Source organism: Trinickia sp. EG282A, assembly GCF_040965455.1.
GTDB classification, from domain to species: domain Bacteria; phylum Pseudomonadota; class Gammaproteobacteria; order Burkholderiales; family Burkholderiaceae; genus Trinickia; species Trinickia symbiotica.
The window spans coordinates 1,279,835-1,301,639 of record NZ_JBFRCC010000002.1 but is presented as its reverse complement, the minus strand read 5'-3'; the positions used below and the strand labels follow the sequence as shown (position 1 = coordinate 1,301,639).

26 protein-coding genes and 1 pseudogene are annotated in these 21,805 nt (G+C 63.2%); 12 read left to right on the top strand and 15 right to left on the bottom strand.

From position 1 onward, the window contains the following. Nucleotides 1–250: 250 nt before the first annotated feature. Together AB4Y31_RS13970 and AB4Y31_RS13965 are read right to left on the bottom strand one after the other, a co-directional pair. The gene (locus AB4Y31_RS13970) at nucleotides 251–1,381 is read right to left on the bottom strand and encodes a lactonase family protein (protein WP_368674378.1); all 1,131 of its coding nucleotides are present in this window, start codon (nucleotides 1,379–1,381) and stop codon (nucleotides 251–253) included. Continuing rightward, on the bottom strand, nucleotides 1,350–1,565 hold the full coding sequence (locus tag AB4Y31_RS13965) for a hypothetical protein (protein WP_368674377.1): 216 nt from the start codon (nucleotides 1,563–1,565) through the stop codon (nucleotides 1,350–1,352). Before AB4Y31_RS13965 ends, AB4Y31_RS13970 begins: the two co-directional genes overlap by 32 nt. Between AB4Y31_RS13965 and AB4Y31_RS13960 the strand changes: the two genes are divergently transcribed. Continuing rightward, nucleotides 1,564–1,722 (top strand): DUF3096 domain-containing protein, encoded by a 159-nt coding sequence (locus AB4Y31_RS13960; RefSeq protein WP_368674376.1) that lies wholly within the window; start codon nucleotides 1,564–1,566, stop codon nucleotides 1,720–1,722. The genes AB4Y31_RS13965 and AB4Y31_RS13960 overlap by 2 nt on opposite strands. A gap of 14 nt (nucleotides 1,723–1,736) precedes the next feature. Here AB4Y31_RS13960 and AB4Y31_RS13955 read toward each other — a convergent pair whose 3' ends face one another. Beyond that, a complete protein-coding gene (locus AB4Y31_RS13955) occupies nucleotides 1,737–1,982 on the bottom strand; it encodes a hypothetical protein (protein ID WP_018442987.1) in 246 nt (81 codons plus the stop codon). Nucleotides 1,983–2,200: 218 nt separating this feature from the next. On the opposite strand from AB4Y31_RS13955, the gene AB4Y31_RS13950 reads away from it, so the two are divergent. Further along, the gene (locus AB4Y31_RS13950; protein WP_368674375.1) at nucleotides 2,201–4,006 is read left to right on the top strand and encodes a glycoside hydrolase family 15 protein; all 1,806 of its coding nucleotides are present in this window, start codon (nucleotides 2,201–2,203) and stop codon (nucleotides 4,004–4,006) included. A 340-nt stretch (nucleotides 4,007–4,346) separates the two neighbouring features. Then, nucleotides 4,347–5,624 carry a polyhydroxyalkanoate depolymerase gene (locus AB4Y31_RS13945; RefSeq protein ID WP_368674374.1) on the top strand — a complete coding sequence of 426 codons (1,278 nt, stop codon included), beginning with the start codon at nucleotides 4,347–4,349 and terminating at the stop codon, nucleotides 5,622–5,624. Between the two features lie 83 nt (nucleotides 5,625–5,707). Here the strand turns inward: AB4Y31_RS13945 and AB4Y31_RS13940 are convergent, their stop codons facing one another. Then, a complete protein-coding gene (locus tag AB4Y31_RS13940) occupies nucleotides 5,708–6,340 on the bottom strand; it encodes a TetR/AcrR family transcriptional regulator (RefSeq protein ID WP_026230099.1) in 633 nt (210 codons plus the stop codon). A gap of 417 nt (nucleotides 6,341–6,757) precedes the next feature. On the opposite strand from AB4Y31_RS13940, the gene rsxB reads away from it, so the two are divergent. Together rsxB and nth are read left to right on the top strand one after the other, a co-directional pair. After that, entirely contained in the window at nucleotides 6,758–7,666 is a 909-nt protein-coding gene (gene rsxB, locus AB4Y31_RS13935; RefSeq protein ID WP_368674518.1) for an electron transport complex subunit RsxB, read from the top strand. 6 nt (nucleotides 7,667–7,672) lie between these two features. Continuing rightward, nucleotides 7,673–8,317, top strand: coding sequence for an endonuclease III (gene nth, locus AB4Y31_RS13930; protein WP_368674373.1), 645 nt, complete (start codon nucleotides 7,673–7,675; stop codon nucleotides 8,315–8,317). 29 nt (nucleotides 8,318–8,346) lie between these two features. On the opposite strand, the pseudogene AB4Y31_RS13925 reads toward nth, so the two are convergent. Continuing rightward, nucleotides 8,347–8,793 (bottom strand): annotated as a pseudogene (locus AB4Y31_RS13925) (EamA family transporter); the annotation flags it as partial. Between the two features lie 183 nt (nucleotides 8,794–8,976). Between AB4Y31_RS13925 and AB4Y31_RS13920 the strand changes: the two are divergent. After that, on the top strand, nucleotides 8,977–9,411 hold the full coding sequence (locus AB4Y31_RS13920) for a DUF1841 family protein (RefSeq protein WP_368674372.1): 435 nt from the start codon (nucleotides 8,977–8,979) through the stop codon (nucleotides 9,409–9,411). 120 nt (nucleotides 9,412–9,531) lie between these two features. On the opposite strand, the gene AB4Y31_RS13915 is transcribed toward AB4Y31_RS13920, so the two are convergent. Next, on the bottom strand, nucleotides 9,532–9,915 hold the full coding sequence (locus AB4Y31_RS13915; protein WP_018442995.1) for a c-type cytochrome: 384 nt from the start codon (nucleotides 9,913–9,915) through the stop codon (nucleotides 9,532–9,534). Between the two features lie 51 nt (nucleotides 9,916–9,966). Then, nucleotides 9,967–10,335 (bottom strand): c-type cytochrome, encoded by a 369-nt coding sequence (locus AB4Y31_RS13910; protein WP_026230101.1) that lies wholly within the window; start codon nucleotides 10,333–10,335, stop codon nucleotides 9,967–9,969. A gap of 289 nt (nucleotides 10,336–10,624) precedes the next feature. Between AB4Y31_RS13910 and AB4Y31_RS13905 the strand changes: the two genes are divergently transcribed. The 3 genes from AB4Y31_RS13905 (at nucleotide 10,625) to tal (ending at nucleotide 13,941) form a co-directional block, all read left to right on the top strand. Continuing rightward, nucleotides 10,625–11,467, top strand: coding sequence for an AAA family ATPase (locus tag AB4Y31_RS13905; RefSeq protein WP_368674371.1), 843 nt, complete (start codon nucleotides 10,625–10,627; stop codon nucleotides 11,465–11,467). Nucleotides 11,468–11,584: 117 nt separating this feature from the next. Beyond that, on the top strand, nucleotides 11,585–12,760 hold the full coding sequence (locus AB4Y31_RS13900) for a VWA domain-containing protein (protein ID WP_368674370.1): 1,176 nt from the start codon (nucleotides 11,585–11,587) through the stop codon (nucleotides 12,758–12,760). 227 nt (nucleotides 12,761–12,987) lie between these two features. Beyond that, nucleotides 12,988–13,941, top strand: coding sequence for a transaldolase (tal, locus tag AB4Y31_RS13895; RefSeq protein ID WP_368674369.1), 954 nt, complete (start codon nucleotides 12,988–12,990; stop codon nucleotides 13,939–13,941). 60 nt (nucleotides 13,942–14,001) lie between these two features. On the opposite strand, the gene AB4Y31_RS13890 is transcribed toward tal, so the two are convergent. The 6 genes from AB4Y31_RS13890 to AB4Y31_RS13865 form a co-directional block, all read right to left on the bottom strand. Next, nucleotides 14,002–15,111 (bottom strand): FUSC family protein, encoded by a 1,110-nt coding sequence (locus tag AB4Y31_RS13890; RefSeq protein ID WP_368674368.1) that lies wholly within the window; start codon nucleotides 15,109–15,111, stop codon nucleotides 14,002–14,004. 105 nt (nucleotides 15,112–15,216) lie between these two features. Continuing rightward, a complete protein-coding gene (gene mctP / locus AB4Y31_RS13885; RefSeq protein WP_368674367.1) occupies nucleotides 15,217–16,767 on the bottom strand; it encodes a monocarboxylate uptake permease MctP in 1,551 nt (516 codons plus the stop codon). Next, a complete protein-coding gene (locus AB4Y31_RS13880; RefSeq protein ID WP_368674366.1) occupies nucleotides 16,764–17,012 on the bottom strand; it encodes a DUF3311 domain-containing protein in 249 nt (82 codons plus the stop codon). The genes mctP and AB4Y31_RS13880 overlap by 4 nt, the downstream gene beginning before the upstream one ends. Before the next feature lie 213 nt (nucleotides 17,013–17,225). Further along, on the bottom strand, nucleotides 17,226–18,146 hold the full coding sequence (locus tag AB4Y31_RS13875; RefSeq protein WP_368674365.1) for a spermidine synthase: 921 nt from the start codon (nucleotides 18,144–18,146) through the stop codon (nucleotides 17,226–17,228). Nucleotides 18,147–18,206: 60 nt separating this feature from the next. Further along, on the bottom strand, nucleotides 18,207–18,497 hold the full coding sequence (locus tag AB4Y31_RS13870) for a hypothetical protein (protein ID WP_018443004.1): 291 nt from the start codon (nucleotides 18,495–18,497) through the stop codon (nucleotides 18,207–18,209). A gap of 55 nt (nucleotides 18,498–18,552) precedes the next feature. After that, a complete protein-coding gene (locus AB4Y31_RS13865; protein WP_368674364.1) occupies nucleotides 18,553–19,110 on the bottom strand; it encodes a hypothetical protein in 558 nt (185 codons plus the stop codon). 218 nt (nucleotides 19,111–19,328) lie between these two features. On the opposite strand from AB4Y31_RS13865, the gene AB4Y31_RS13860 reads away from it, so the two are divergent. Then, the gene (locus AB4Y31_RS13860; RefSeq protein ID WP_368674517.1) at nucleotides 19,329–19,730 is read left to right on the top strand and encodes a cupin domain-containing protein; all 402 of its coding nucleotides are present in this window, start codon (nucleotides 19,329–19,331) and stop codon (nucleotides 19,728–19,730) included. A gap of 131 nt (nucleotides 19,731–19,861) precedes the next feature. Here the strand turns inward: AB4Y31_RS13860 and AB4Y31_RS13855 are convergent, their stop codons facing one another. Then, nucleotides 19,862–20,380, bottom strand: a complete 519-nt coding sequence (locus AB4Y31_RS13855; protein ID WP_368674363.1) for an RNA polymerase sigma factor — start codon at nucleotides 20,378–20,380, stop codon at nucleotides 19,862–19,864. A 1-nt stretch (nucleotide 20,381) separates the two neighbouring features. Beyond that, the gene (locus AB4Y31_RS13850; protein ID WP_368674362.1) at nucleotides 20,382–20,594 is read right to left on the bottom strand and encodes a DUF2892 domain-containing protein; all 213 of its coding nucleotides are present in this window, start codon (nucleotides 20,592–20,594) and stop codon (nucleotides 20,382–20,384) included. A 455-nt stretch (nucleotides 20,595–21,049) separates the two neighbouring features. On the opposite strand from AB4Y31_RS13850, the gene AB4Y31_RS13845 reads away from it, so the two are divergent. Next, on the top strand, nucleotides 21,050–21,502 hold the full coding sequence (locus AB4Y31_RS13845) for a DUF6516 family protein (protein ID WP_368674361.1): 453 nt from the start codon (nucleotides 21,050–21,052) through the stop codon (nucleotides 21,500–21,502). Beyond that, nucleotides 21,483–21,788, top strand: a complete 306-nt coding sequence (locus tag AB4Y31_RS13840) for a helix-turn-helix domain-containing protein (RefSeq protein ID WP_368674360.1) — start codon at nucleotides 21,483–21,485, stop codon at nucleotides 21,786–21,788. The genes AB4Y31_RS13845 and AB4Y31_RS13840 overlap by 20 nt, the downstream gene beginning before the upstream one ends. The last annotated feature ends 17 nt before the right edge of the window (nucleotides 21,789–21,805 follow it).

Genomic DNA, 21,805 nt, shown 5'->3' with positions numbered 1-21,805 from the left:
AGTAGCGAGTCCTTTCGTGCGCCGCACCGGCGAATCGGCGCCTTACTCGGGCGAGCAAGCACTGGAGGAGCGGCGCCAGCACGCCCCGGCATAGCCATTGCTTCGTTGGGGATACATTGTCCGAACCGCTGTCATCCCCTGCCGCCCCGCCCCCCGTGAGGCGGTAGATTCGAGCCCACGTGCTTGCTCTGACGCGTGGGCTCTCTTTGTATCCGCGCCCGCGTCTTTGCCGCCCCGCGCCGCCCCGGCGTCAGGACGCGGGCACAAACTTGAAGTCGACAGGCGAACCGATATCGAGCCGGATCGGATTGGGGCCGAGACGCCCTGTCTCGGGATCGCGGCTGAAAACGTAAGCCGTATCGCTATCCTGATTACCCACGATGAGCCACCGTCCGGTCGGATCGATCGAGAACTCGCGCGGCGTGCGGCCGAGCGTCGATTGGCGCCCGACGAGCCGCAAAAGACCATCGTCGGGATCGACCGCGAAGATGACGATCTCGTTGGCGTCGCCGCGATTGGTCGCATAAAGAAACCGGCCGTCGGGCGACAAATGAATCGCGCCGGCTCCGACTTTTCCGGCGAAGCCGGGCTCCGCAAGCTTCAGCACCTGCAGCGAGCGCAACGTGCCGTTCGAGTACTGCAAAGCCGTCACTGTGCCGGCGAGCTCGCTCGTCAGATAGGCGTATTGCCCTTTCGCGTCGAAAACGAGATGGCGCGGTCCGGACCCGTACGGCATCTGCACATAGCGCTGCTCGGTCGGGCTCACGATCGCGCCCTGTCCCGCATTCGGCGCATAGCGATAGACGAACAGCTTGTCGAGGCCCAGGTCCTGAGCGAACAGATAGTGGCCATCGGGCGAGAAGACCGTCGAATGGACGTGCGCGCCGTCCTGCCTGCCCTTGACGGGCCCGCTCCCCTCGTGATGAACGACGAGTGCCGCGGTGCCGACACGTCCGGCGGCTTCGAGCGGAAAGACGGCGAAGCTGCCGCCGGGATCGGCCGCGACCGAGTAGTTCGCCGCCAAGAGATATTTGCCATCGGGCGAGATGCTTAGATAGCAGGGATCGTTGCCCTCGGACGAAACGTGATTGAGCAGCGTCAGACGGCCGCTTGCCGCATCGAAAGCCATGGCCGTGATGCCGCCGCGAACGCTGGCCGGGCCGTTGTCGCCGGGCAATTCGTTGACGGCATAGACATAGCGGTTGTCGCGGCTCGGCACCAGATACGACGGATTGACGGTTCGCAGCACCGACAGCGGGCTTGCACGGCCCGAGCGAGTGTCGAAGCGATAGACATAGATGCCCTCGCTCTTGCCCGGCGCGGTGTACGTGCCGATCAGCAGATCGTAGTCACCGCCGGCCGTTCCAGTCGTTTGAGCCATGGCTGTGCCCGATGTCAATGAAGCGCTCAGCAAAACCAAAGCGGCCAACAAAGCAGCCATCGCCGCGCAGTTTGTGCGCCTGGGCGCCGGTGCCAGCGACGTGGCACGCAAATCGCTGTGCCGCGGCAAAATGGTCATATCCACGAAAAGCCCTCTCGATTCGCCAGGAGCGAGGAACCGCCATGAACATTTCCATCAGCCTCGGACCGCTTGCCGCGCTGATCGCCGGCATCCTGATTCTGGCCGTGCCGCGCCTGCTGAATTACATCGTCGCGTTGTACCTCATCATCGTCGGCATTCTGGGTCTCGTCGGTCCCGGCGCGGAGCACCTGCGGCTCTGACGGGCGCCATGCGCTCAACCGTGCCTCAGCTGCTCGAGGCGAAGCTTGCCCTGCAGCGAGAGTCCGCCGACCTCATAATGTCCACCACCGTCGCGGTGCTGCTTGAAGCACGCGCGCTCGATGAGAAACGCGGCAGCAGTATCCATACCGTTGCGCGTCAGGCCGAGCAGTCTGGAATCGAGGGCGAGCAAGGCGTTGTCGTCGAGCTTGCTTGCGGCGGAAAGAATGGTGATGCAATCGACTTTGGACGGGTGCTGCATGGCGTCAATCCTCTCGATGAATGAACGTCACATAAGCGTTGAGGGCCAAAGATGCGTCGCATGCGAGATTCGTTCGCGCAGCGGAAAGTTCTCGGTTCTTATAGTCGTAGCGCAGTGGGTGCTCGACTTCGTGCAACGCGCGGCCCGGATCCCCGAGGCACGATTGTAGCCAGTGACATCGAATCATGACAACGTCGAATCGTTCTGAAATCGTTCACATGCCTGCTCGAATAGAAGACTATGCCCTCGTCGGGGACGGCCACACGGCCGCGCTGATTTCCCGCGAGGGGTCCGTCGATTGGCTGTGCTGGCCCCGCTTCGATTCAGGGGCCTGCTTCGCCGCACTGCTCGGCACAGACGAGAACGGCTGCTGGCGCCTCGCGCCGGCAGCCGCCGCGTCGAAAATCACGCGTCGCTACCGCGATGGCACGCTGATGCTCGAGACCGATTACGAGCTGCCGGAAGGCGCGGTGACAGTCATCGATTTCATGCCGCCCGGCAACGGCTGGTCCGAGCTCGTGCGCATGGTTGTCGGACGGCGCGGCACGGTGCCGATGCACATGGCGCTGACGCTGCGCTTCGACTACGGCTTCTCGGTGCCGTGGGTCACGCGGCTTTCGCACGGCAAGGGGATCAAGGCGACCGTCGGGCCGGATACTGTCGTGCTACGCACGGACGTCGAACTGCGCGGCGCCAACATGCACACGGAAGCGGACTTCGTCGTCTCGGAAGGTGAGCGAGTGCCGTTCACGCTCGCCTACTCGTCTTCGCATCAGCACGTGCCGCCCGCCGACGATCCGTTCTCGGCGCTCGCACGCACGGAGACGCATTGGCGCGAATGGTCCGCGCGCTGCAAAGTCACGGGCCGCTATGCGGCACCGATCCTGCGCTCTCTGATCACGCTCAGAGCGCTCGCCTACACCCCGACGGGCGGCATCGTCGCGGCGCCGACGACGTCGCTGCCCGAGCTCATCGGCGGCAAGCGAAACTGGGACTATCGCTATTGCTGGCTGCGCGATGCGACGATCACGCTGCTCGCGCTGATGCGCTGCGGGTACTACGACGAAGCAAGGGCGTGGCGCGGATGGCTCGGGCGCGTACTAGCCGGCTCTCCCGCACAGGTGCAGATCATGTACGGGCTCGCCGGCGAGCGGCGCCTCCACGAGATGGATATCGACTGGTTGCCGGGCTATGAGGGGTCGAGGCCCGTGCGCATCGGCAACAACGCCGTCGGCCAGCTTCAGATCGACGTCTACGGCGAAGTCATGAACGCGCTGCATCTCGCGCGCGTCGGCGGCCTGCATACGGAAGAAACCGTCTGGGCCGTGCAATGCGCGATGCTCGATCACCTCGAGAAAATCTGGCGCGATCCGGACGAAGGTCTCTGGGAGGTGCGCAGCGGACGCCGGCAGTTCACGTTTTCGAAGGTGATGGCCTGGGTGGCATTCGACCGCGCGATCCGCTCCGCCGAATCGTTCAAGCTGCATGGACCCGTGGAGCGCTGGCGCGAATTGCGCGCACAAATACACGCCGACGTCTGCCGCTCGGGATGGAACGCCAAAGTAGGCGCTTTCACGCAGTCATACGGCAGCGACGACCTCGATGCGAGCCTGCTGCTCGTGCCCCTCATGGGGTTTTTACCGCCGGACGATCCGCGCGTCGCCTCGACCGTGCATGCGATCGAGCGTGAGTTGATGCGCGACGGTTTCGTGCTGCGTTATCACACGGCCGACGTCGACGACGGCCTGCCTCCCGGCGAAGGCACGTTCCTCGCCTGCAGCTTCTGGATGGTCGACAACCTCGCGCTGCAGGGTCGGCTCGACGAAGCGCACGCGATGTACGAGCGGCTGGTCGGCCTCGCCAACGACGTCGGGCTGCTCTCGGAGGAATACGATCCGCGCGACAAACGCTTCACGGGCAATTTTCCGCAAGCGTTTTCGCATGTTGCGCTCATTCATACGGGACTCAATCTGATGCGCCACGAACAGGAAATGACGCATGTAACCGGGCACCCGACAAACTGAGCGGAACCGCCACACATGCCGCGCGAGAACTATTATGGGCCGGCGGGTGCGGCCGCTTTGCACTGTAAGTGTGCAGCCGTTGCGCCATTCCGGGCGTGGCCGCAGCCTTTCGTTTCGCTTGCGCTCATACTGACGGATTATTGACACCCGCCGGCACGTTTCTGGCTGCTATAAATGCGGGAAACATTTCCTGCACAGTGCAAGTTGCTGCGTTGCAACCGGTCATGTTTGTCCTTTATCATCGAATAAGTTAGTTTCATCCGCGCGAATCGATTTCGGCATAGCATGCCGCGACGCCGGCGCCTCAAGTGCTTCGCCCCAGATGTGGGAGCCCTCCATCATGCTTTACCAGCTTTACGAGTTTCAGCGCGCGCTCTTGAATCCCCTTACGGCGTGGGCGCAAGCCGCATCGAGGTCGTTCGCCAATCCCGCGAGTCCATTCGCTTACGTGCCCGGTGCGTCGCGCTACTCGGCTGCGTACGAGTTGCTGTACCGCCTCGGCAAGGATTACGAAAAACCCGAATTCGACCTTCATCAAATCGTCAAAGACGGCCGTAACATTCCGATCGTCGAGCAAACGATCATTGAAAAACCGTTCTGCCGGTTGTTGCGGTTCAAGCGCTATGCGGATGACAGCGAGGCCGTCGCGCAACTGAAGGACGAGCCCGTCGTGCTCGTCGTCGCGCCGCTGTCAGGCCATCACGCGACGCTATTGCGCGACACGGTGCGCACGCTGCTGCAGGACCACAAGGTCTACATCACGGACTGGATCGATGCGCGGATGGTGCCCGTCGAAAACGGCCCCTTCCATCTCGACGATTACGTCGCCTACATTCAGGAGTTCATCCGCCACATCGGCGCCAAGGATCTGCACGTGCTCGGCGTCTGTCAGCCGACGGTGCCCGTGCTCGCGGCGATCTCGCTGATGGCGAGCCGCGGCGAAGACACGCCGCGCACGATGACGATGATGGGCGGCCCGGTCGATGCGCGCTGCAGTCCCACGTCGGTCAACAACCTCGCCATGCAACGCTCGTACTCGTGGTTCGAGAACAACGTGATCTACACCGTTCCGCCGAACTATCCTGGCATCGGCCGTCACGTCTATCCGGGCTTCCTGCAGCACGCCGGCTTCGTCGCGATGAACCCGGAACGGCACGCGGCGTCGCACTGGGACTTCTACCAGAGTCTGCTGCGCGGCGACGAGGAAGACGCCGAAGCGCATCGCCGCTTCTATGACGAATACAACGCGGTGCTCGACATGGCCGCCGAGTACTACCTCGACACCATTCGCATCGTGTTCCAGGAGTTCAGGCTCGCCGAGGGCACCTGGGAGATCGAAGGCGAGCTCGTGCGCCCGGCCGACATCAAAAAGACGGCGCTCTTTACGATCGAGGGCGAGCTCGACGATATCTCGGGCACCGGCCAGACGCGCGCCGCGCATCGGCTCTGTACGGGCCTTCCGGAAGAGAAGAAGCGCCATTTCACGGCCGAGAAATGCGGCCATTACGGGATTTTCTCGGGACGCCGCTGGCGCACGATCATTTACCCGCAACTGCGCGACTTCATCCTCGAGAACAACCAGGAAACGACGGTCGCTGCCGAGCCTGTCGAGGCTTGAGACGTCTGAACACGCATTCTCGCGTCGGCCGTTGCTGGCGGTCGGCGCGAGCATGCAAGCCGCGCGGGCCAGCGTGGTGTGGGTCAGCGCCGCATCAGATAGGCGAGCAGCAGCTCCGTGTTCATGCGGATCATTTCCGCGCGCTCGGCGGGCGTGCTGAAGTCGCGCCCAAGCGTGGCTTGTAACGTGAAGCGGTTCGAAACGATGTAATAGCCGAGCCCCGAAAGCGCCACATAAAAACGCAACGGATCCACGTTCGTGCGGAAGAGGCCAGCCCGTTGGCCACGCTCGAGAATCGACGAAAGCGTGGCGACGATCGGTGAGATCATCTCGCGGATATGCGTCGATTTCTGCATGTAGCGCGCTTCGTGCAAGTTCTCGTTGTTCACGAGCCGCAGCAGATCGGGATGGTCGCGATAGTAGTCCCAGACGAAATGGGCGAGCCGCGTGATCGCCTCCACAGGCGCGAGCCCCGACAGATCGAGCGCCCGTTCCGCCTCCGTGAGCGCGCCGAACGCATGCTCAAGCACCGCCGTGAAGAGCTGCTCCTTGCTGCCGAAATAGTAGTAGAGCATCCGCTCGTTCGTTTCGGCGCGACGCGCGATCTGATCGACGCGGGCCCCGAACAAGCCACCATTCGCGAATTCTTCGGCCGCCGCGAGCAGAATGCGCCGCCGGGTGCCTTCGGGATCTCTTTTGATTTTCAGCTGATTCATGGTGGCCTTTTGCATATTGAGGGCCCCCAGACGTGGCGCTGAACGCCAAGTCCCCCGAAGGGTCTTCCCCCAAAGGGGACTTCCGTGCGGGACGGAATACTGGGGCGGCCCGGCGTTTTCTCGATAGCCGTGTCGTCCGCATCACGCCGCCGGCCCCTCCTTGGACCCGTACGCCGGTGCGTGCGCTGGACGCGCCATTTACCATTACTCGTCGGAGATACCCCCGTGCCTTTTAAGCGGTCATGCGAAAAGCGCTTCGATTATGGCACATGGCTTGCCGATGGCAACCCGGGAAATCGGCGATAATGCGCACTTTGCCCGCATGTCGCCCACCTTCCGCCCGCTTGGACGGACAAGTGAGCCAAGGCGGCTCGCCGCCAAGCGGGGCCGACCGCCCCGAGCTTCGCCGCTGCTTGGCTGGCGGCAAGCGCCACGGGCTGCGTCATGACGTTTCCGAACGTGACCGATAGAAAGACCCTCGCGGATCGCATCGAAGATCTGCTACCTCAGACCCAGTGCACGAAGTGCGGCTACGACGGTTGCCGTCCCTACGCCGAAGCCGTCGCGAACGGTGCCGCCGGATACAATCAGTGCCCGCCCGGCGGCGCGGAAGGCATTGCGCGGCTCGCCGCGCTGCTCGGCAAGCCCGTGATTGCGCTCAATCCCGCCAACGGGGCGGAGCGTCCGCGCCCGCTCGCCTTCATCGACGAATCGCTTTGCATCGGCTGCACGCTCTGCATGCAGGCGTGCCCAGTCGATGCCATCGTCGGCGCGCCGAAGCTCATGCATACCGTCGTCGCCGAGCTTTGCACGGGCTGCGACCTCTGCGTCGCCCCCTGCCCCGTCGATTGCATCGCGATGATCCCGGTAACGGGCGAGGCAACGGGATGGCAGGCGTGGAGCGACGCTCAGGCGGCGGCCGCGCGCGTCCGGCATGACCGGCGACTTGCTCGTCTCGCTCGCGAGCGCGAAGCGGCCGAAGAGCGCGCGGCGGCGCGCCGGGCAGCGTCGGCACCCGCTCCCGCGGCGCGGGAAGCGGACACGCCGACCACTGTCGACGATGCCGAGGCGAAAAAGCGCGCCATCATCGAAGCCGCGCTCGAGCGCGCACGCCAGAAGAAGGCCGAGCTGGCCGCTCAAGGTATGGCGCCGAAGAACGTCACGGGTGTTTCGCCGGCGGTGCAGGCCCAGATCGACGCCGCCGAGGCCCGTCGGCGCCGGCTCGGCCTTGGCGGCGAGCCTGCGGCTACGGACGGCGACGACGCAGCTGAGAACAACACGCGATCCGACACCCGTGGTCCGACAACGAACGACAAACCCCGTTAGCCGCGAATGAACGCCACTAAACGCCGTGCCATCTACGAGGCGCTGCAAAGCCTCAATCCGCATCCGACAACCGAGCTCGAATACACGACCCCGTTCGAGTTGCTGATCGCGGTGATGCTCTCGGCACAGGCAACCGACGTTTCAGTCAATAAGGCGACGCGCAAGATGTACGCTGTCGCAAACACGCCGCAAAAGATGCTGGCGCTCGGCGAGGAAGGGGTCGCCGAGTACATCAAGACGATCGGCCTTTACCGCACGAAGGCGAAGAACGTCATCGCGACGTGCCGGATTCTGCTCGAGCAGCACGGCGGCGAAGTGCCCGCCGAGCGCCAAGCGCTCGAGGGTCTGCCCGGCGTCGGCCGGAAGACGGCGAACGTCGTGCTCAATACGGCGTTCGGCCAGCCGACGATCGCCGTCGACACGCATATCTTTCGCGTCGCGAATCGAACCGGCCTTGCTCCGGGCAAGGACGTGCGTGCCGTGGAGGCCGCACTCGAGAAATTCACGCCGCCCGAGTTCCGGCACGACGCCCACCACTGGCTGATCCTGCACGGGCGCTATGTCTGCAAGGCACGGCGGCCCGAATGCTGGCACTGCGTGATCGAGCCGCTTTGCGAATACAAGCCGAAGACGCCGCCGCCCGAGTTTTGAGCGTCGGGCCGCGCAAGCCGCGGCTTGCGCTACTGATTCGCCTCGAGCGAAACCGCCTCGTCGCGCGCCCCGCCTCCCGAGCGGACCAGCCAGAGCACGGCGCCGAGAACCGAAGCGCCCCCCATCCACTGCAGCCACCCCAGCGTCTCACCGAGCAGCAGCGAAGCGAGCGTCACCGTGACGACGGGCTCGAGCGTCGACAGCATCGATGTGCGCGCCGCGCCCAAGCGGGCAAGGCCACCGAAGAAGGCGAGCATCGCCGCCACGGTCGAGAGGAGCGCGATGCCGATGACGGCGGCCCATGCGGCGGACGTGCCGGGCCAGTGCGGCGGCATGCCGGCGGCCGCGCGCGCGATCGCGAGCATGCCGAACATCGCCGCGGCCGCGAGGCAGACGACGGCCGTGGTGGCGAGCGGATCGACGCCGCGCGTGACGCGCGCGCCGATGACGATGTAGAGCGAATAGACGATGGCCGCCGCGAACCCGGAGCGGCATGAATGATCCAGGACATCCGAAGGGGTCTACCCGGTGCGACTCTGCAGGGGCGTAAAATACAGGATTCACCGAAAACGCCCGCGGCGCGCAGAGGACCTGGCGAAGCGATCGCCGTTGCCGAGCGCCGCACAGCCGCGCACAATTGAAACGAAACCCCCTCAGAGATGTTCAATCCGAGCCGAGAAGAAGTCAGACGGTTTTTTACCGAGACCTGGCGCAAGCAACGCGCGGGCGAGATTCTCACGCCGCTCGAGGCCATAGCGGCGGACTGGATCGTCGAGCACCCCGAGTACCATGGCGAATTGTCCGATGAGGCAGTGGCGTCAGCGGCGGAGTACGCGCCGGAAGCGGGAAGGACGAATCCGTTCCTGCACTTGTCGATGCATCTCGCGATCAGCGAGCAGCTTTCGATCGATCAGCCGCCCGGCATCCGGGCGGCGCACGAGCGGCTCGTCGCCCGTCTAGGGTCCACACACGAGGCGCAGCACGCCATCATGGAATGCCTCGGCGAGACGATCTGGGAAGCGCAGCGCAGCAACATGCCGCCGGACACCGACGCCTATCTGGCCCGCATCGAGCGACGGGCGTCGCGGGATTGATAGAGAGCGGCAGTCAGGCCGATTCATCGCCAAAAGATCGCCCGTGCAAAGCAAACGCCCCGCGCGAGCGGGGCGTTTATCAGATCGAGTGCGTCGTGCGCGCCGCAACGCGCGTGCCGCTTACTTTTTCTGCACCAGATCCCCTGACAGCGAATCCACATACGCCGCGATGTCCTTCATGTCGCTTTGCGAGAGCGACTGCACTTGCGCCTGCATGATCGGATTGTTGCGGCCGAAATTCGGGTTGCCGTTGCCCATCTGGTACTGACGCAGCGCCCAATAGACGTACGAGGCATGCTGCCCGGCGAGCTTCGGGTATTCGGGGCTCACGGGCTTATTGAGGCCCGCGCCGTGGCAGGCCGCGCAGTTGTGGCTCTCGACGAGCGTCTTGCCGTTCGACGCGTCGGCGGCGAGGGCCAGATTCGAAGCCACGAGAGCGCCGATGGCGATGGCTGCCCCCGCAGCCTTGATAACCGTCCGAAGGGCCTGGTCAGGCTTGTTCATGAATTCTCCTATCCCGCGAAGTTGGAAGGCTGAAAGCGTCCCGCACAGGGGTCACTTTTCGGGATTGTTCGGCGACGAAGGCGTCTGTGCCGCGTAGTAAGCCGCGATGTCGGCGATGTCCTGGTCCGTCAGCGACGACGCGATCGCGTGCATCGTCTGGAAGTGGCGGTCGCCCTTCTTGTAGCCCTGCAACGCGTTCTCGAGGTACTTCTCGTTCTGCCCGCCGAGCTTCGGCACGTCGTAGACCTCGGGGTAGGCCGTGCGGTAGTCGGAAATGCCGTGACACCCAATGCACATCGCGACCTTGTCGCGCCCTGCCTTCGCGTTGCCGACGACATCGGCAGCGTGGGCACTCAGCGCAAACCCCGCAAGCACCGCGAGCGTCGCGGTCACGACATGTTTGCCGACGATAGAAGTCATATTCTGTTCAACCTGGCTGAGGGGAAACGAGCGCCCGCTTGACCGCGGCGGGCCACGGCGCGGATCATCGCCACGCCGCCATTCATTGTCGAAATTGCCCCAATAGAGGCCAAAAAAGCGCGGCAATTGTACCGCGACGCTCAGCCGCACGTCCACAAGGCCCGCGCGGCCCCGCGGGCCCGGCCGACGCCCCCCGCAAGGCGGGCCGGCGGACGGCCTGCGACATCATGCCGCAGATTGAACCGGCTTCTGCCCTATACTGACCGGAATTTCCCGAGAGAGCGTACCTATGCGTTTCGAAGGCTCGTCGCACTACGTCGCCACCGACGATCTCAAGCTCGCCGTCAATGCCGCCATGACGCTCAAGCGTCCACTGCTGATCAAGGGCGAGCCCGGCACCGGCAAAACGATGCTCGCCGAGGAGGTGGCCGCCTCGCTCGGCATGCCGCTCTTTCAGTGGCACATCAAGTCGACGACAAAAGCGCAACAAGGCCTTTACGAATACGACGCCGTTTCGCGCCTGCGCGATTCACAGCTCGGCGACGAGCGCGTGAAGAACATCGCCAACTACATCGTGAAAGGCGTGCTCTGGCAGGCGTTCGAATCGGACTCGCCGGCCGTCCTACTCATCGACGAAGTCGACAAGGCCGACATCGAGTTTCCGAACGATCTGCTGCGCGAGCTCGACCGCATGGAGTTTCACGTCTATGAAACGCGCGAGATCGTGCGCGCGAAACATCGTCCGCTCGTCGTCATCACGTCGAATAACGAAAAGGAACTGCCCGACGCATTCCTGCGCCGGTGCTTCTTCCACTACATCAAGTTTCCCGATCCCGCGACGATGCAGCAAATCGTCGATGTGCACTACCCCGCCATCCGGGCGGACCTGCTGCGCGCGGCGCTCGAAAGCTTCTTCGAGCTGCGCAACGTATCGGGCCTGAAAAAGAAGCCCTCGACGTCGGAATTGCTCGACTGGCTCAAGCTTCTGCTTGCCGAAGAGATCCCGCCCGAAGCGCTGCGCTCGCCGGATCACAAGCAGATCGTTCCGCCGCTCGCGGGCGCGTTGCTGAAAAACGAGCAGGACATGAGTCTCTTCGAGCGCCTTGTCTTCATGAATCGTCACAACCGGTAGCACGCAGTTACGGAGGCGCTCGACGAGGAGCGCTCGAGGTCACGGGCACCGACTTGCAAAAGGCACCAGCGCAATTGGCACGTCGAGTGCGGGGGACAAAGGAGGAGGACGGGCGGCATGCTGATCGACTTTTTCTATACGCTTCGAGAAGCACGGCTGCCTGTTTCCGTGAAAGAGTACCTGACGCTGATCGAGGCGCTTCGCGAGCGCGTGATCGCGCCGTCGCTCGACGAGTTCTACTACCTGGCTCGCCTGACGCTCGTGAAGGACGAACGTTACTTCGACAAGTTCGATCAGGCGTTCGCCGCTTACTTTCATGGCGTCGCGGCGCTGACGGAGACCGCCTTCGACATACCGCCCGAGTGGCTCAAGAAGCGCCTCGAACGCGAGTTCACGGCCGATGAGAAAGCGCAAGTCGAGGCGATGGGCGGCCTCGACAAGCTGATGGAGCGCCTGAAGCAGCTCTTCGATGAACAGAAGGCACGCCATGAGGGGGGCAACAAATGGATCGGCACCGGTGGCACCTCGCCATTCGGTCATGGCGGCTACAACCCTGAAGGCGTGCGCATCGGCGGCGAATCGGCCGGCAACCGCACCGCGGTCAAAGTATGGGAAGCACGCGGTTATCGCGACTACGACGATCAGGTCGAGATCGGCACGCGCAACATCAAGGTCGCGCTGAGACGCCTGCGCCGCTTCGCGCGAGAAGGAGCGGCCGAAGAACTGGACCTGCCCGACACGATTCGCAGCACAGCGGCCAACGCAGGCTGGCTCGACCTCAAGATGGTGCCTGAACGCCACAACACGGTGAAGGTGCTGATGCTGCTCGACGTGGGCGGGTCGATGGACGACCACATCAAGCGAACCGAGGAGCTGTTCTCCGCGGCAAAAGCCGAATTCAAACACCTCGAGTTCTACTACTTCCATAACTGCGTCTACGATCACCTGTGGAAGAACAACCGCCGCCGCCATGTCGAACGGATCGCCACGTCGGACGTCCTGCACCGGTTTACGTCTGATTACAAGCTGATCTATGTCGGCGACGCCACGATGAGCCCGTACGAAGTGCTGCAGCCGGGCGGATCCGTCGAGTACAACAACCCCGAAGCGGGCGCCGTTTGGCTGCGCCGCCTCGCCGACCAGTTCCCGCATCACGTATGGCTCAATCCCGAGCCGCAGGGGCTCTGGGAGTACCGGCAATCTATCGCGATCATTCGCCAGCTGCTCGGCGATCGCATGTATCCGCTCACGCTCGCCGGACTCGAAGCAGCGATGCGCACGCTAAGCAAATAAAACGGGGCCGCAATCCTCTTTCGCAGGCGAATTCGAGTGCGCGGACGGCGGCTCATTGCAGAACGCAAAGCGCCTCGCGCCCGCCGGGGAATAAAATAGGGGATGTTGGCTGCCGTACGCGGCCGGAATCGCTGCACGGCTGTTGCTCCAAGGCTATCGCTCCGAATTCGAGCGTCCCGTCAACCCGTTACGTTTTTTCGTCAGGGCGCCAGCGCCCGATATCTGCCATGACCAATGCTCTTGACCAACTGAAGCAATTCACGATCGTCGTCGCGGACACAGGCGACTTCCAGCAGCTTGCCCAGTACAAGCCGCGCGACGCCACGACGAACCCCTCGCTGATCCTGAAGGCGGTGCAAAAGGATGCCTACAAGCCGCTGCTGGAGAAAACCGTGCGCGACCATGCCGACAAGCCGGCCCGCGCGATCATCGACGAGTTGCTCGTTGCGTTCGGCTGCGAGATTCTGAAGATCATTCCGGGACGCGTCTCGACGGAAGTGGACGCGCGCTTGTCGTTCGACGCGAAAGGCTCCATCGACAAGGCCCATGAGCTCATCAAGCTCTACGAGGCCGCCGGCATCGATCGCGAGCGCGTGCTGATCAAGCTCGCATCGACGTGGGAGGGCGTCCGCGCCGCCGAAGTCCTGCAAAAAGAAGGCGTCAATTGCAACATGACTCTGCTGTTCTCGCCGGTGCAGGCAGCCGCTTGCGCGGAAGCGGGCGCGAAGCTGATCTCCCCGTTCGTCGGCCGCATCTACGACTGGTACAAGAAGCAGGCCGGCAGCGAGTGGGACGAAGCGAAAATGGGCGGTGTGAACGATCCTGGTGTGCAGTCGGTGCGGCGCATCTACGCCTATTACAAGAAGTTCGGCTATAAGACCGAAGTGATGGGCGCAAGCTTTCGCACAACGAATCAGATCGTCGAGCTCGCCGGCTGCGATCTGTTGACGATCAGCCCCGATCTTCTGCAAAAACTGTATGAGAGCGACCAGCCGGTCGAACGCAAGCTCTCGGCCGAGGCGCTCGCGAACGAGACCGTCGAACGGATCGCCATCGACGAGCCCGCATTCCGCTATCAGCTGAACGACGATGCGATGGCAACTGAAAAGCTCGCCGAGGGCATTCGCACATTCGCGGCCGATGCGGTCAAGCTTGAAAAACTCATCGAAGCACTGCGTTGATGCGGCGCGCTGGTGAGCGCCGCCCGCCAGCAAAGAAAAGTCGAGTGCCGTGCGCGGCTGTCAATGCAGCCGCGCGAGCGCGGAGCGTCGCTCGATGTTCCACCGCGTTTCGCTTTCCGCGAGCAAGGCGCGCAGGCGATCGACCTGCTCGGCGAAACGCTGGGCAATCCACTCCTGGCCTTTGAGGTCTTCCGTGTTGCCAAGAACGATGGCCGTGGCACCGGGAGGCCAACTGCCCGTCGCTTGCAACCTCGCTTGCGACTCGGAGCCGAAGCGCAGCGCACGAGCCATCGCGAGCAGCGTGGCGCGCACCGCGTAGACCTGCGGGTCGCGCTTGCCTGAGCCGATCGCCGATGCTGCGCGCTCCGGCTCGGCAAGCGCTGCTGTCGAAAGCATCTCGAGCGCGCTCAGCATCGATCGGTGGAGCCGCTGCACGGCCTCGAGCTGCTTGATCGGCGTATCGATCTCTTTCGCTACCGAGGGCATCAGCGAGCGCAGCTTGACGAGCCGCTCGCCGAGCCCCGCGAACGCAGTCAGCTGTTCGCCCGAGTCGATCGCCGCGCCGGTTACGATGCGGGAATAGATCCGCGCGCATTCGCGGAGATTGCGCGCGAGGAGGTAGCGCCACGAGTAGGTCGCATAAAGCGGCAGGGCAAACGAAAAAACGAGTGCAACCGCGATGCCGACAAGTACATTCAGCACGCGCCATAGGCCCGTGGCGATCGAATTGTCGCCATGTCCCGCGACGATGAGCATGGTAATCGCCGTCAACAACGCGATATAGCCGGGCCGCCCGATCGCGAAATAGCCGCAAATGCCGGCGGCTATCGACATCAGCACATAGGTGAGCGTCGCGGATCCGACGAGATCCAGCTGGATCAGCATGGCGAGACCGACGGCCGCCCCGAGCGCCGTCCCCAGTGCACGCTCGGCGGCCCGCTTGCGGATATTGCCTTGATGCTGGAGCCCACCGATGACGACGAGGACCGTCACGGACGCCCAGATGCCGTTCGGCACGTCGATGCCTGTCGTCAACAGGATCGACACGAGCATCGCCAAGCCGACGCGCACCGCGTGCAACACTTTCGCGTACCGATAGCGGTAGTACGGCGAATTGATCGCACGCGCCGCACGGGCGACGAGGATTTGGGGACTGAGAAGAGCGGCCATGGCCGCTCATTGTCGACGAAAGCCGGTCCGTCGTCGAGCGACGGGGGCAGTCCTCGGAGCACGCCGCCACATCGCTGCTGCGGCGGCGCGCAGGGACGCGATGTTTCAGCTCTCGAGTACGTCGAGATAGTCTTCGGGCCGCGTGCGATCCTCGCTGGCCGCCATGCCGGCAACCCGCACGACGACGCTCACGACCACCGCCACGATGAGGTTCAGGATCAGGGACCAGAGTGCCGCGTAGCCCGGAATCGCGACACTGCCCAGATGGATCGTATAGATCGAGCTCGTCAGCTTGAGCGTGGCCGCCATCCATGTGCCCGAGACGATGCCGACGGCCCAACCGGCGAGGAGCCCCCGGTAGTCGAGCTTGCGCGTATAGAGTCCCAGCACGATCGCGGGCAGCGTCTGAATGATCCAGATGCCGCCGAGCAGCTGGAGCTGAATCGCGAACTTGAGCGGCAGGCCGATGATGAAGACGAGCGCCCCCACTTTCACGACGAGCGAGACGAGCTTCGCGACATGCGTCTCCTGCTCATGCGACATATTGCGATTGACGAACTCGCGATGGATGTTGCGCGTGTAGAGATTGGCCGCGGCGATCGACATGATCGCGGCCGGCACGAGCGCGCCGATGCCGATCGCCGCGAATGCCAAGCCGACGAACCACGACGGGAAGAAGTGAAGGAACAGCGCGGGCACGGCGAAGTTCGGGCCGAACGCCTTGAAGTACGGCTGGAATTCCGGCATGTTCTGCACGCCCGAGGCCAGCGCCATGAAGCCCAACAGCGCGAGCAGGCCCAGCACGAGCGAGTACGCGGGCAGCATCGCCATGTTGCGGCGCAATGCGTTGCCGGAGGACGACGACAGGACCGCCGTGACCGAGTGGGGATAGAGGAAGAGCGCGAAGGCCGAACCCACCGCCAGCGTGGCGTAAGCGGAGAACCCGTTCATGCTCGCCGCGTCGGGCGCCTTCAGCAGGACCTTGGCCGGCGGCACGGAGGCGAAGATATGGCTGAAGCCGCCCAGTTGCACCGGTACGACGATGATGGCCGCAATGATCGTGATGTAGATGAGCAGATCCTTCACGATGGCGATCATGGCCGGCGCACGCAGCCCCGACGTATAGGTGTAGGCGGCGAGAATCGCGAACGCGATGATGAGCGGAAGGTCGCCGGCAAAGCCCGACGTATCGAATCCGAGCGCGCCGATGACAACCTCGATGCCGACGAGCTGCAGTGCGATGTAGGGCATCGTCGCGATGATGCCCGTGACCGCGATGGCCAACGCAAGCATGCGGCTGCCGTGGCGCGCACTGACGAAGTCGGCGGCCGTCACGTAGCCATGGCGCTTCGCCACGCTCCAGAGCTTCGGCAGCACGAGGAACCCGAACGGATAGATCAGAATCGTATAGGGCACGGCGAAAAAGCCCATTGCGCCGGCGCCGAAGACGAGCGCCGGCACGGCAACGAACGTATAGGCCGTATAAAGATCGCCGCCAACGAGGAACCAGGTAACGATCGTGCCGAAGCGCCGGCCGCCGAGCCCCCACTCTTCGAGATGGGCGAGGTCGCCGCGCCGCCAGTGCGCGGCGACGAAGCCGAGAACCGTGATCGCAAGGAAAAAGAAGACGAAGACGCCAGTAGCGGTTGCGTTCATTGCGCGCCTCCTTTTCCTTGGGAGGCCGGCCCGCTGGAACGCGGCTTGGTCCTGAAGTACACCAGGCCGGTGATGACCGCGCTCACGAGCACCCACAACAGCTGGTACCAGTAGAAGAACGGAAATCCCCACAGCTGCGGGTCCATGCTGTTGTAGGACGGTACCCAGATCATCGCGATCCAGGGAAGAACCAGCAGCCAGAGCCAGCGTTTGGCGGCTCGTTGAGCGTCGGCGTTATGAGCCATGACGTCTCCTCTTTTACTCGTTATCGAACCTGCTACCCGTATCGACCGATGTCGGGCCGGCCCTGCTTACAGCAGCCTTCCGGCCTCTCAAAAGTCTGGCAAGAGTATAGGAGTGCCACACCGACGGTCAAGCAGGGCGGACCCGGGGCGTCCGGCCCGGCTTGGGGCAGCCGCAAGGGTGTCGGCATGCGGCGCTTCCGGTCTGCGCCGGATTTAGATCTCGAAAAAGTCCGGTTTTTCGCCGAGCGAGGCGACGAGTCCCTTGACCCACTTGCGCGCCGGCAGGCCGAGCTTCTCTTCGATCAGCTTCGCGCGAGCCCCGAGCGCGGCGAACGGTACGCAAAGCGCCGGTCCCGAGAACGCGAGCGCGATGCGGTTGCCCTCGTGGACCTCGGGCAGCGCGATCACGCGGCCTTCGAAGGCGGTCTTCAAATGCTTCATGTTGCGCACGAAGCTCGGGTGATCGCCAAAGAGGTTGACCGTCGCGACGCCCGCTTCGGTCAGACATGCGCGCGCGGCGCGATAGAAAGCGACGCTATCGAGCACCGGTCCGCGGGCCGTGGCGTCGTAGAGGTCGATTTGCAGTGCGCCGATGGTGCCGTGATTGGCGCGATCGTTGACGAAATCCCAGGCATCGGCTTCGTGGACGCTCAACCGGGCATCGTCGGGCGGCAACGCGAACATGGTCCGCGCCGCGACCACTACGGCTGGGTTGAGCTCGACCGCGTCCACGCGGGCGCGCGGCAGGAAGCGATGGGCGAACTTCGTCAGCGCCGCCGCTCCGAGGCCCAGTTGCACGATGCGCTTCGGCGTTTCGAGAAAGAGCAGCCATGCCATCATCTGCTGCGCATACTCGAGCTCGATATGGTCGGGCTTCCTGAGCCGCATCGCCCCTTGCACCCATTCGGTACCGAAATGCAGATAGCGAACGCCGCCCTCTTCCGAGAACGTCACGGGAGCGAAGCGCGGCTTGCGCGGCATCTCGATACGAGGACCGGCATCGAGATCGAGCGCCGGTTTGCCGTTCGCACGTTTCAGCTTTCGCGTCGGGGCGGTGTCGTCGTGAATCCGGGTCTTGCCGCTGCGGCGGAACGCGCGTGCTTCAGCCGAAGCACGCTTGATGAGGTTTGTCATGGGATCGTAGTGGCACTGCGTTGCGCCTGGTTGGAACGGACGAGAGAATAGCAGCCTCGCTCAGGCGCCGCCGCTCGTCGCCGCCAGCGCTTGCCGCAACAACTCGTCGAGCAAGCCCGTCATACCCTCCGGGTGAGTGGCGGCACGTTCCTTGAGCTCGCGCACCAACTCGCCATCGAGCTTGCAGGCAAATGGCACGAGCCCTTTTTCCTGGTCCAGCTTCCGCTGCTCACGCCGGCCAAGCGGCGCATCGGTCGCGCCTTTTCCGAAACGTTCGGATCGAGTCTGCTTCATCGAGTGGGTCAGTTTGAGCGCCTTGTTTTTTTCAAGGTCGGTTTTTTTCATTGCCATCCGGTAGTGCTCCGTCGTTCTAATCGGGAAATCTGCGTCGAATCAGTCAAATCATTCACGATCCGCTTGGCCGCCGGAACTCGTTTTCCACCCAGCTCGCGGCGCTCGCCTTGCTGAGCTTGAAGTTCGCCGCCACCTGCACCTGAGCGAGCTGCTCGCCAAGGGCGTCCAGGGCAGTCAGCAGCGCAAAAGGCTCGTTCTCGTCGGGCACGATGTCCAGCGTGATTTCCAATTCGCCATCGCCTGTTGCCGCCGGCACCGTCAGGCTCTTATGCAACTGCGCGCGAAGCTGCTGCTCATGTCGGCGCAATACCTCCGACGCCGTCTTCACGAGCGTATTGAACGCTGAAGCATCGAGCGGCTTCGGATCCTTCTTGTTGCGCCCCATCGTCCATGGACCGACAAGCGCGGGCTCAGGCTCACCGTCCTTGATCATTTCGACGGCCCACCCATCGTCGTCCTCGTTCTTGATGACGCGCGCGGTCCAGCCGCCGTCGCGCCACAGACCGTCCTCGTGCAGCGTTTCCGGGGTTTCCGAGACATGGCTTTCAGCGGCGGAATCGGCGGGGAGATCGGTGGCGGGATCGGATGATGGAACGGACTTATCGGTCATTGCAGGTCAGTGATTCGTGGAAGGAATTCGGCACAACGCACGCCATTTTAGCCGTCAGGCAGGCAGCATATGCGCGACTATGACGAACAGACGATGCAAGCCCGTCCCCTGATGCACGCTCGGCGCGCCGGCTAGCGCAGAGCATGTCACGATCGTTCAAGACACTCGCCGGTAGTCGGCATAAGATCCGTTACTGGTATTGCCCGAACGGAGCCATTGTGCACACCGATTTGCAGTCGACGCCCGCTCAACGCGGCCAACTAAAGACCATCGATCTGCTCGATAAGATCAGTCAGATCGACGCCCACTGGCAGCCACGCGTCGTTGCCGAAATGAACGACTATCAATTCAAGGTCGTGAAGATACTCGGCGACTTCGTCTGGCACACGCATGCCGACACCGATGAGACGTTCATCGTCCTCGAGGGCCGGTTGAGAATCGACTTCCGAGATCGCTCGATCGAACTGCGTGCCGGCGAAATGGCGGTTGTCCCGAAGGGCGTCGAACATAAGCCGTATGCCGAATCCGAGGTGAAGATGCTGCTGATCGAACCGCGGGGCGTCGTCAATACCGGCGATACAGTCAACGAAAGAACGGCCGAAAACGACGTCTGGCTATGAGGATCGTAGTCTGACGACGGAGTTGGTTCGCCTCACTGCCGAACCGATAGATGCAGTATCTGGTCTCGAACATCTGCTGCCGCCAGCCTAACGCCGGTTCGCGGGGAGCGCGCCGCCGTAGGTCGGCGCAATCAGGCAAGCAGATATTCGCGCGCCAGCGTGCGTGCGCGATGCAGGCGGCTTTTCGTCGCCGGGACCGACAAGCCGAGACGCGCGGCGATCTCGCCGATCGTGAGTTCCTCGAAGTCGCGCAGCAAAAGGACGTCGCGGTAGTCGGGCGGTAGCGACTCCAATGCGTCAATCAGTTCGCGGCGCAGCGAATCCGTGTCGTGCCGCGCCAGCCATCGATCGACCTCCTCCTCGTCGTAGGGATCGAAGTTCAACGCCTTCCGACCGAGCCGCCTGCACTCGTGGCGCACGACGCTGAAGAGCCAGCCGGAGAATGCGGCAACGGCGCGGACCGACTCGAATTTGCGTGCCACGATGAGCAGGACTTCCTGGACCGCATCGTCCACGTCCGAAATGAAGCAATTGCGCTGCGCATAGCGACGTATGTCCGGCTGAAAGAGGCGCAGCAGGCGCTCGAGCGCAAGGGGATCGCCCGAACGTGCTGCGTCGATGACCGCTTGTCTTTGCTCGTCGAGGGGCATGTCACCGCTTCTGTTGTTTCGCGAGGCGCCGGCCGACCATCGCGCAGGCGGGGCAAAACCCGACAAGGCCGGAAATGGTCACGCCCGCGGCGGCCAGCGCGCCGACGATTCCGACAACACCCTTCAGAAACAAGATTGAAAGTGCCGCGCCCACGGCACCGAGAATAATACGGACAACGCGTTCCCAGCCGGGAACGTTCTTGACGTAAAACATGGCTTTGCTTCCTTTATCAAGGTCAAGGTGAGAGACGACCTCTCAGGAAGCTAAGAGGCGGCGCCGATGCGATTTGGTTCGCGCCCCATTTATTTTTCAACCGTCGAGCCGGCACCGGAACCCGCCGCACAGTGCCACCGAGCCAGAACCTAGCTCGATCGTGCTGGAAATCAGTTCAATCCAGCTAAGGCGCCAGACCGCCAGCCACTTGCAACGCAGCCGGCAGATTGACCCACGCAGAGTCGAGTGGCGCAGGGTGGCATTCGGTCTTAGAAACAGGCGGATGCGCCGCGAAGAGGCCCCCCCTCGTTAGCATCTAGCGATTCGCAGACCTCCACTTGTCCTATGCCGCGCTATGCAGGCGGACGACGGCCGGCAGCGGTGCCGCACCGGCGTCTGAACAAGCGGTCCGGGAGCGAGGTGATTGATGAAGTTATGATCCGGTGATAACATCCATGCAAACGAACCTGCGCGATCCCAGCCTTGATACGCTGCTTTACCTCGATGGAGAAAGATTTGTCGTGGATTCCGGCGGCAAGTGCTGGGTTAAGTTCGAGGTGAGGCAGTGCGCCGTGTCAGCGGAACGCCCTCAGGGGCTTCGGTATTCGCTCACGCTTCATGATGAGGCGGGCTGTCGTCTGTTGGGCTTCGATAACGCGCATCCCATCCGCGAGGGTTCAGGACCGGGAGCGCGTACGCGCGTCGAATATGATCACACGCATCGTGGCCCCAAGGTTCGTTTCTATCCCTACAAGGACGCCGCGAAGTTGCTGGCGGATTTCTGGGTCGAAGTTGAAGCGATTCTCGCGAGAAGGAGCACTCAGCATGACTACAGCCAACGTCTTGAAGGTCGGGATTGCATCATTGGAGCAATACAAAGCGCGGACGATGGCAATCGCCCGAGGTGACTACGTGCCCAGCCCGGATGAGCCTAAAGTCTGGTTTCAGTCGCTGGAAACGCTCGCGCAGGTGCTTTCCGACAGAAACCGCTCGCTGCTTGCGTTGATCGCCGAGACGAAGCCCGCGTCACTGAGCGAACTAGCGGAGCGCTCCGGCCGTGCGAAGTCCAATTTATCACGGACACTTCGGACAATGGAGCGATACGGGCTCGTTCATTTCGAAGAAGGCGAGGGTCGAGAAGTCGCGCCGCGCGTCAACTACTCGGGCGTCGAGCTCGAAATGTCATTTGCGTGATGTCGACGGCAACTGCA

Excerpts from the sequence above, each read along its gene's own strand:
- nth (WP_368674373.1), top strand. The coding sequence starts at position 7,673 with ATGAACGCCACTAAACGCCGTGCCATCTACGAGGCGCTGCAAAGCCTC.
- AB4Y31_RS13850 (WP_368674362.1), bottom strand. The coding sequence starts at position 20,594 with ATGTTTTACGTCAAGAACGTTCCCGGCTGGGAACGCGTTGTCCGTATT.
- AB4Y31_RS13965 (WP_368674377.1), bottom strand. The coding sequence starts at position 1,565 with ATGGCGGTTCCTCGCTCCTGGCGAATCGAGAGGGCTTTTCGTGGATAT.
- AB4Y31_RS13900 (WP_368674370.1), top strand. The coding sequence starts at position 11,585 with ATGCTGATCGACTTTTTCTATACGCTTCGAGAAGCACGGCTGCCTGTT.
- AB4Y31_RS13875 (WP_368674365.1), bottom strand. The coding sequence starts at position 18,146 with ATGACAAACCTCATCAAGCGTGCTTCGGCTGAAGCACGCGCGTTCCGC.
- AB4Y31_RS13880 (WP_368674366.1), bottom strand. The coding sequence starts at position 17,012 with ATGGCTCATAACGCCGACGCTCAACGAGCCGCCAAACGCTGGCTCTGG.
- AB4Y31_RS13910 (WP_026230101.1), bottom strand. The coding sequence starts at position 10,335 with ATGACTTCTATCGTCGGCAAACATGTCGTGACCGCGACGCTCGCGGTG.
- AB4Y31_RS13870 (WP_018443004.1), bottom strand. The coding sequence starts at position 18,497 with ATGGCAATGAAAAAAACCGACCTTGAAAAAAACAAGGCGCTCAAACTG.
- AB4Y31_RS13855 (WP_368674363.1), bottom strand. The coding sequence starts at position 20,380 with ATGCCCCTCGACGAGCAAAGACAAGCGGTCATCGACGCAGCACGTTCG.
- AB4Y31_RS13840 (WP_368674360.1), top strand. The coding sequence starts at position 21,483 with ATGGCAATCGCCCGAGGTGACTACGTGCCCAGCCCGGATGAGCCTAAA.
- AB4Y31_RS13940 (WP_026230099.1), bottom strand. The coding sequence starts at position 6,340 with ATGAATCAGCTGAAAATCAAAAGAGATCCCGAAGGCACCCGGCGGCGC.
- AB4Y31_RS13950 (WP_368674375.1), top strand. The coding sequence starts at position 2,201 with ATGCCTGCTCGAATAGAAGACTATGCCCTCGTCGGGGACGGCCACACG.
- AB4Y31_RS13915 (WP_018442995.1), bottom strand. The coding sequence starts at position 9,915 with ATGAACAAGCCTGACCAGGCCCTTCGGACGGTTATCAAGGCTGCGGGG.
- AB4Y31_RS13845 (WP_368674361.1), top strand. The coding sequence starts at position 21,050 with ATGCAAACGAACCTGCGCGATCCCAGCCTTGATACGCTGCTTTACCTC.
- AB4Y31_RS13955 (WP_018442987.1), bottom strand. The coding sequence starts at position 1,982 with ATGCAGCACCCGTCCAAAGTCGATTGCATCACCATTCTTTCCGCCGCA.
- AB4Y31_RS13865 (WP_368674364.1), bottom strand. The coding sequence starts at position 19,110 with ATGACCGATAAGTCCGTTCCATCATCCGATCCCGCCACCGATCTCCCC.
- AB4Y31_RS13905 (WP_368674371.1), top strand. The coding sequence starts at position 10,625 with ATGCGTTTCGAAGGCTCGTCGCACTACGTCGCCACCGACGATCTCAAG.
- tal (WP_368674369.1), top strand. The coding sequence starts at position 12,988 with ATGACCAATGCTCTTGACCAACTGAAGCAATTCACGATCGTCGTCGCG.
- AB4Y31_RS13920 (WP_368674372.1), top strand. The coding sequence starts at position 8,977 with ATGTTCAATCCGAGCCGAGAAGAAGTCAGACGGTTTTTTACCGAGACC.
- AB4Y31_RS13945 (WP_368674374.1), top strand. The coding sequence starts at position 4,347 with ATGCTTTACCAGCTTTACGAGTTTCAGCGCGCGCTCTTGAATCCCCTT.
- AB4Y31_RS13970 (WP_368674378.1), bottom strand. The coding sequence starts at position 1,381 with ATGGCTCAAACGACTGGAACGGCCGGCGGTGACTACGATCTGCTGATC.
- mctP (WP_368674367.1), bottom strand. The coding sequence starts at position 16,767 with ATGAACGCAACCGCTACTGGCGTCTTCGTCTTCTTTTTCCTTGCGATC.
- AB4Y31_RS13960 (WP_368674376.1), top strand. The coding sequence starts at position 1,564 with ATGAACATTTCCATCAGCCTCGGACCGCTTGCCGCGCTGATCGCCGGC.
- AB4Y31_RS13890 (WP_368674368.1), bottom strand. The coding sequence starts at position 15,111 with ATGGCCGCTCTTCTCAGTCCCCAAATCCTCGTCGCCCGTGCGGCGCGT.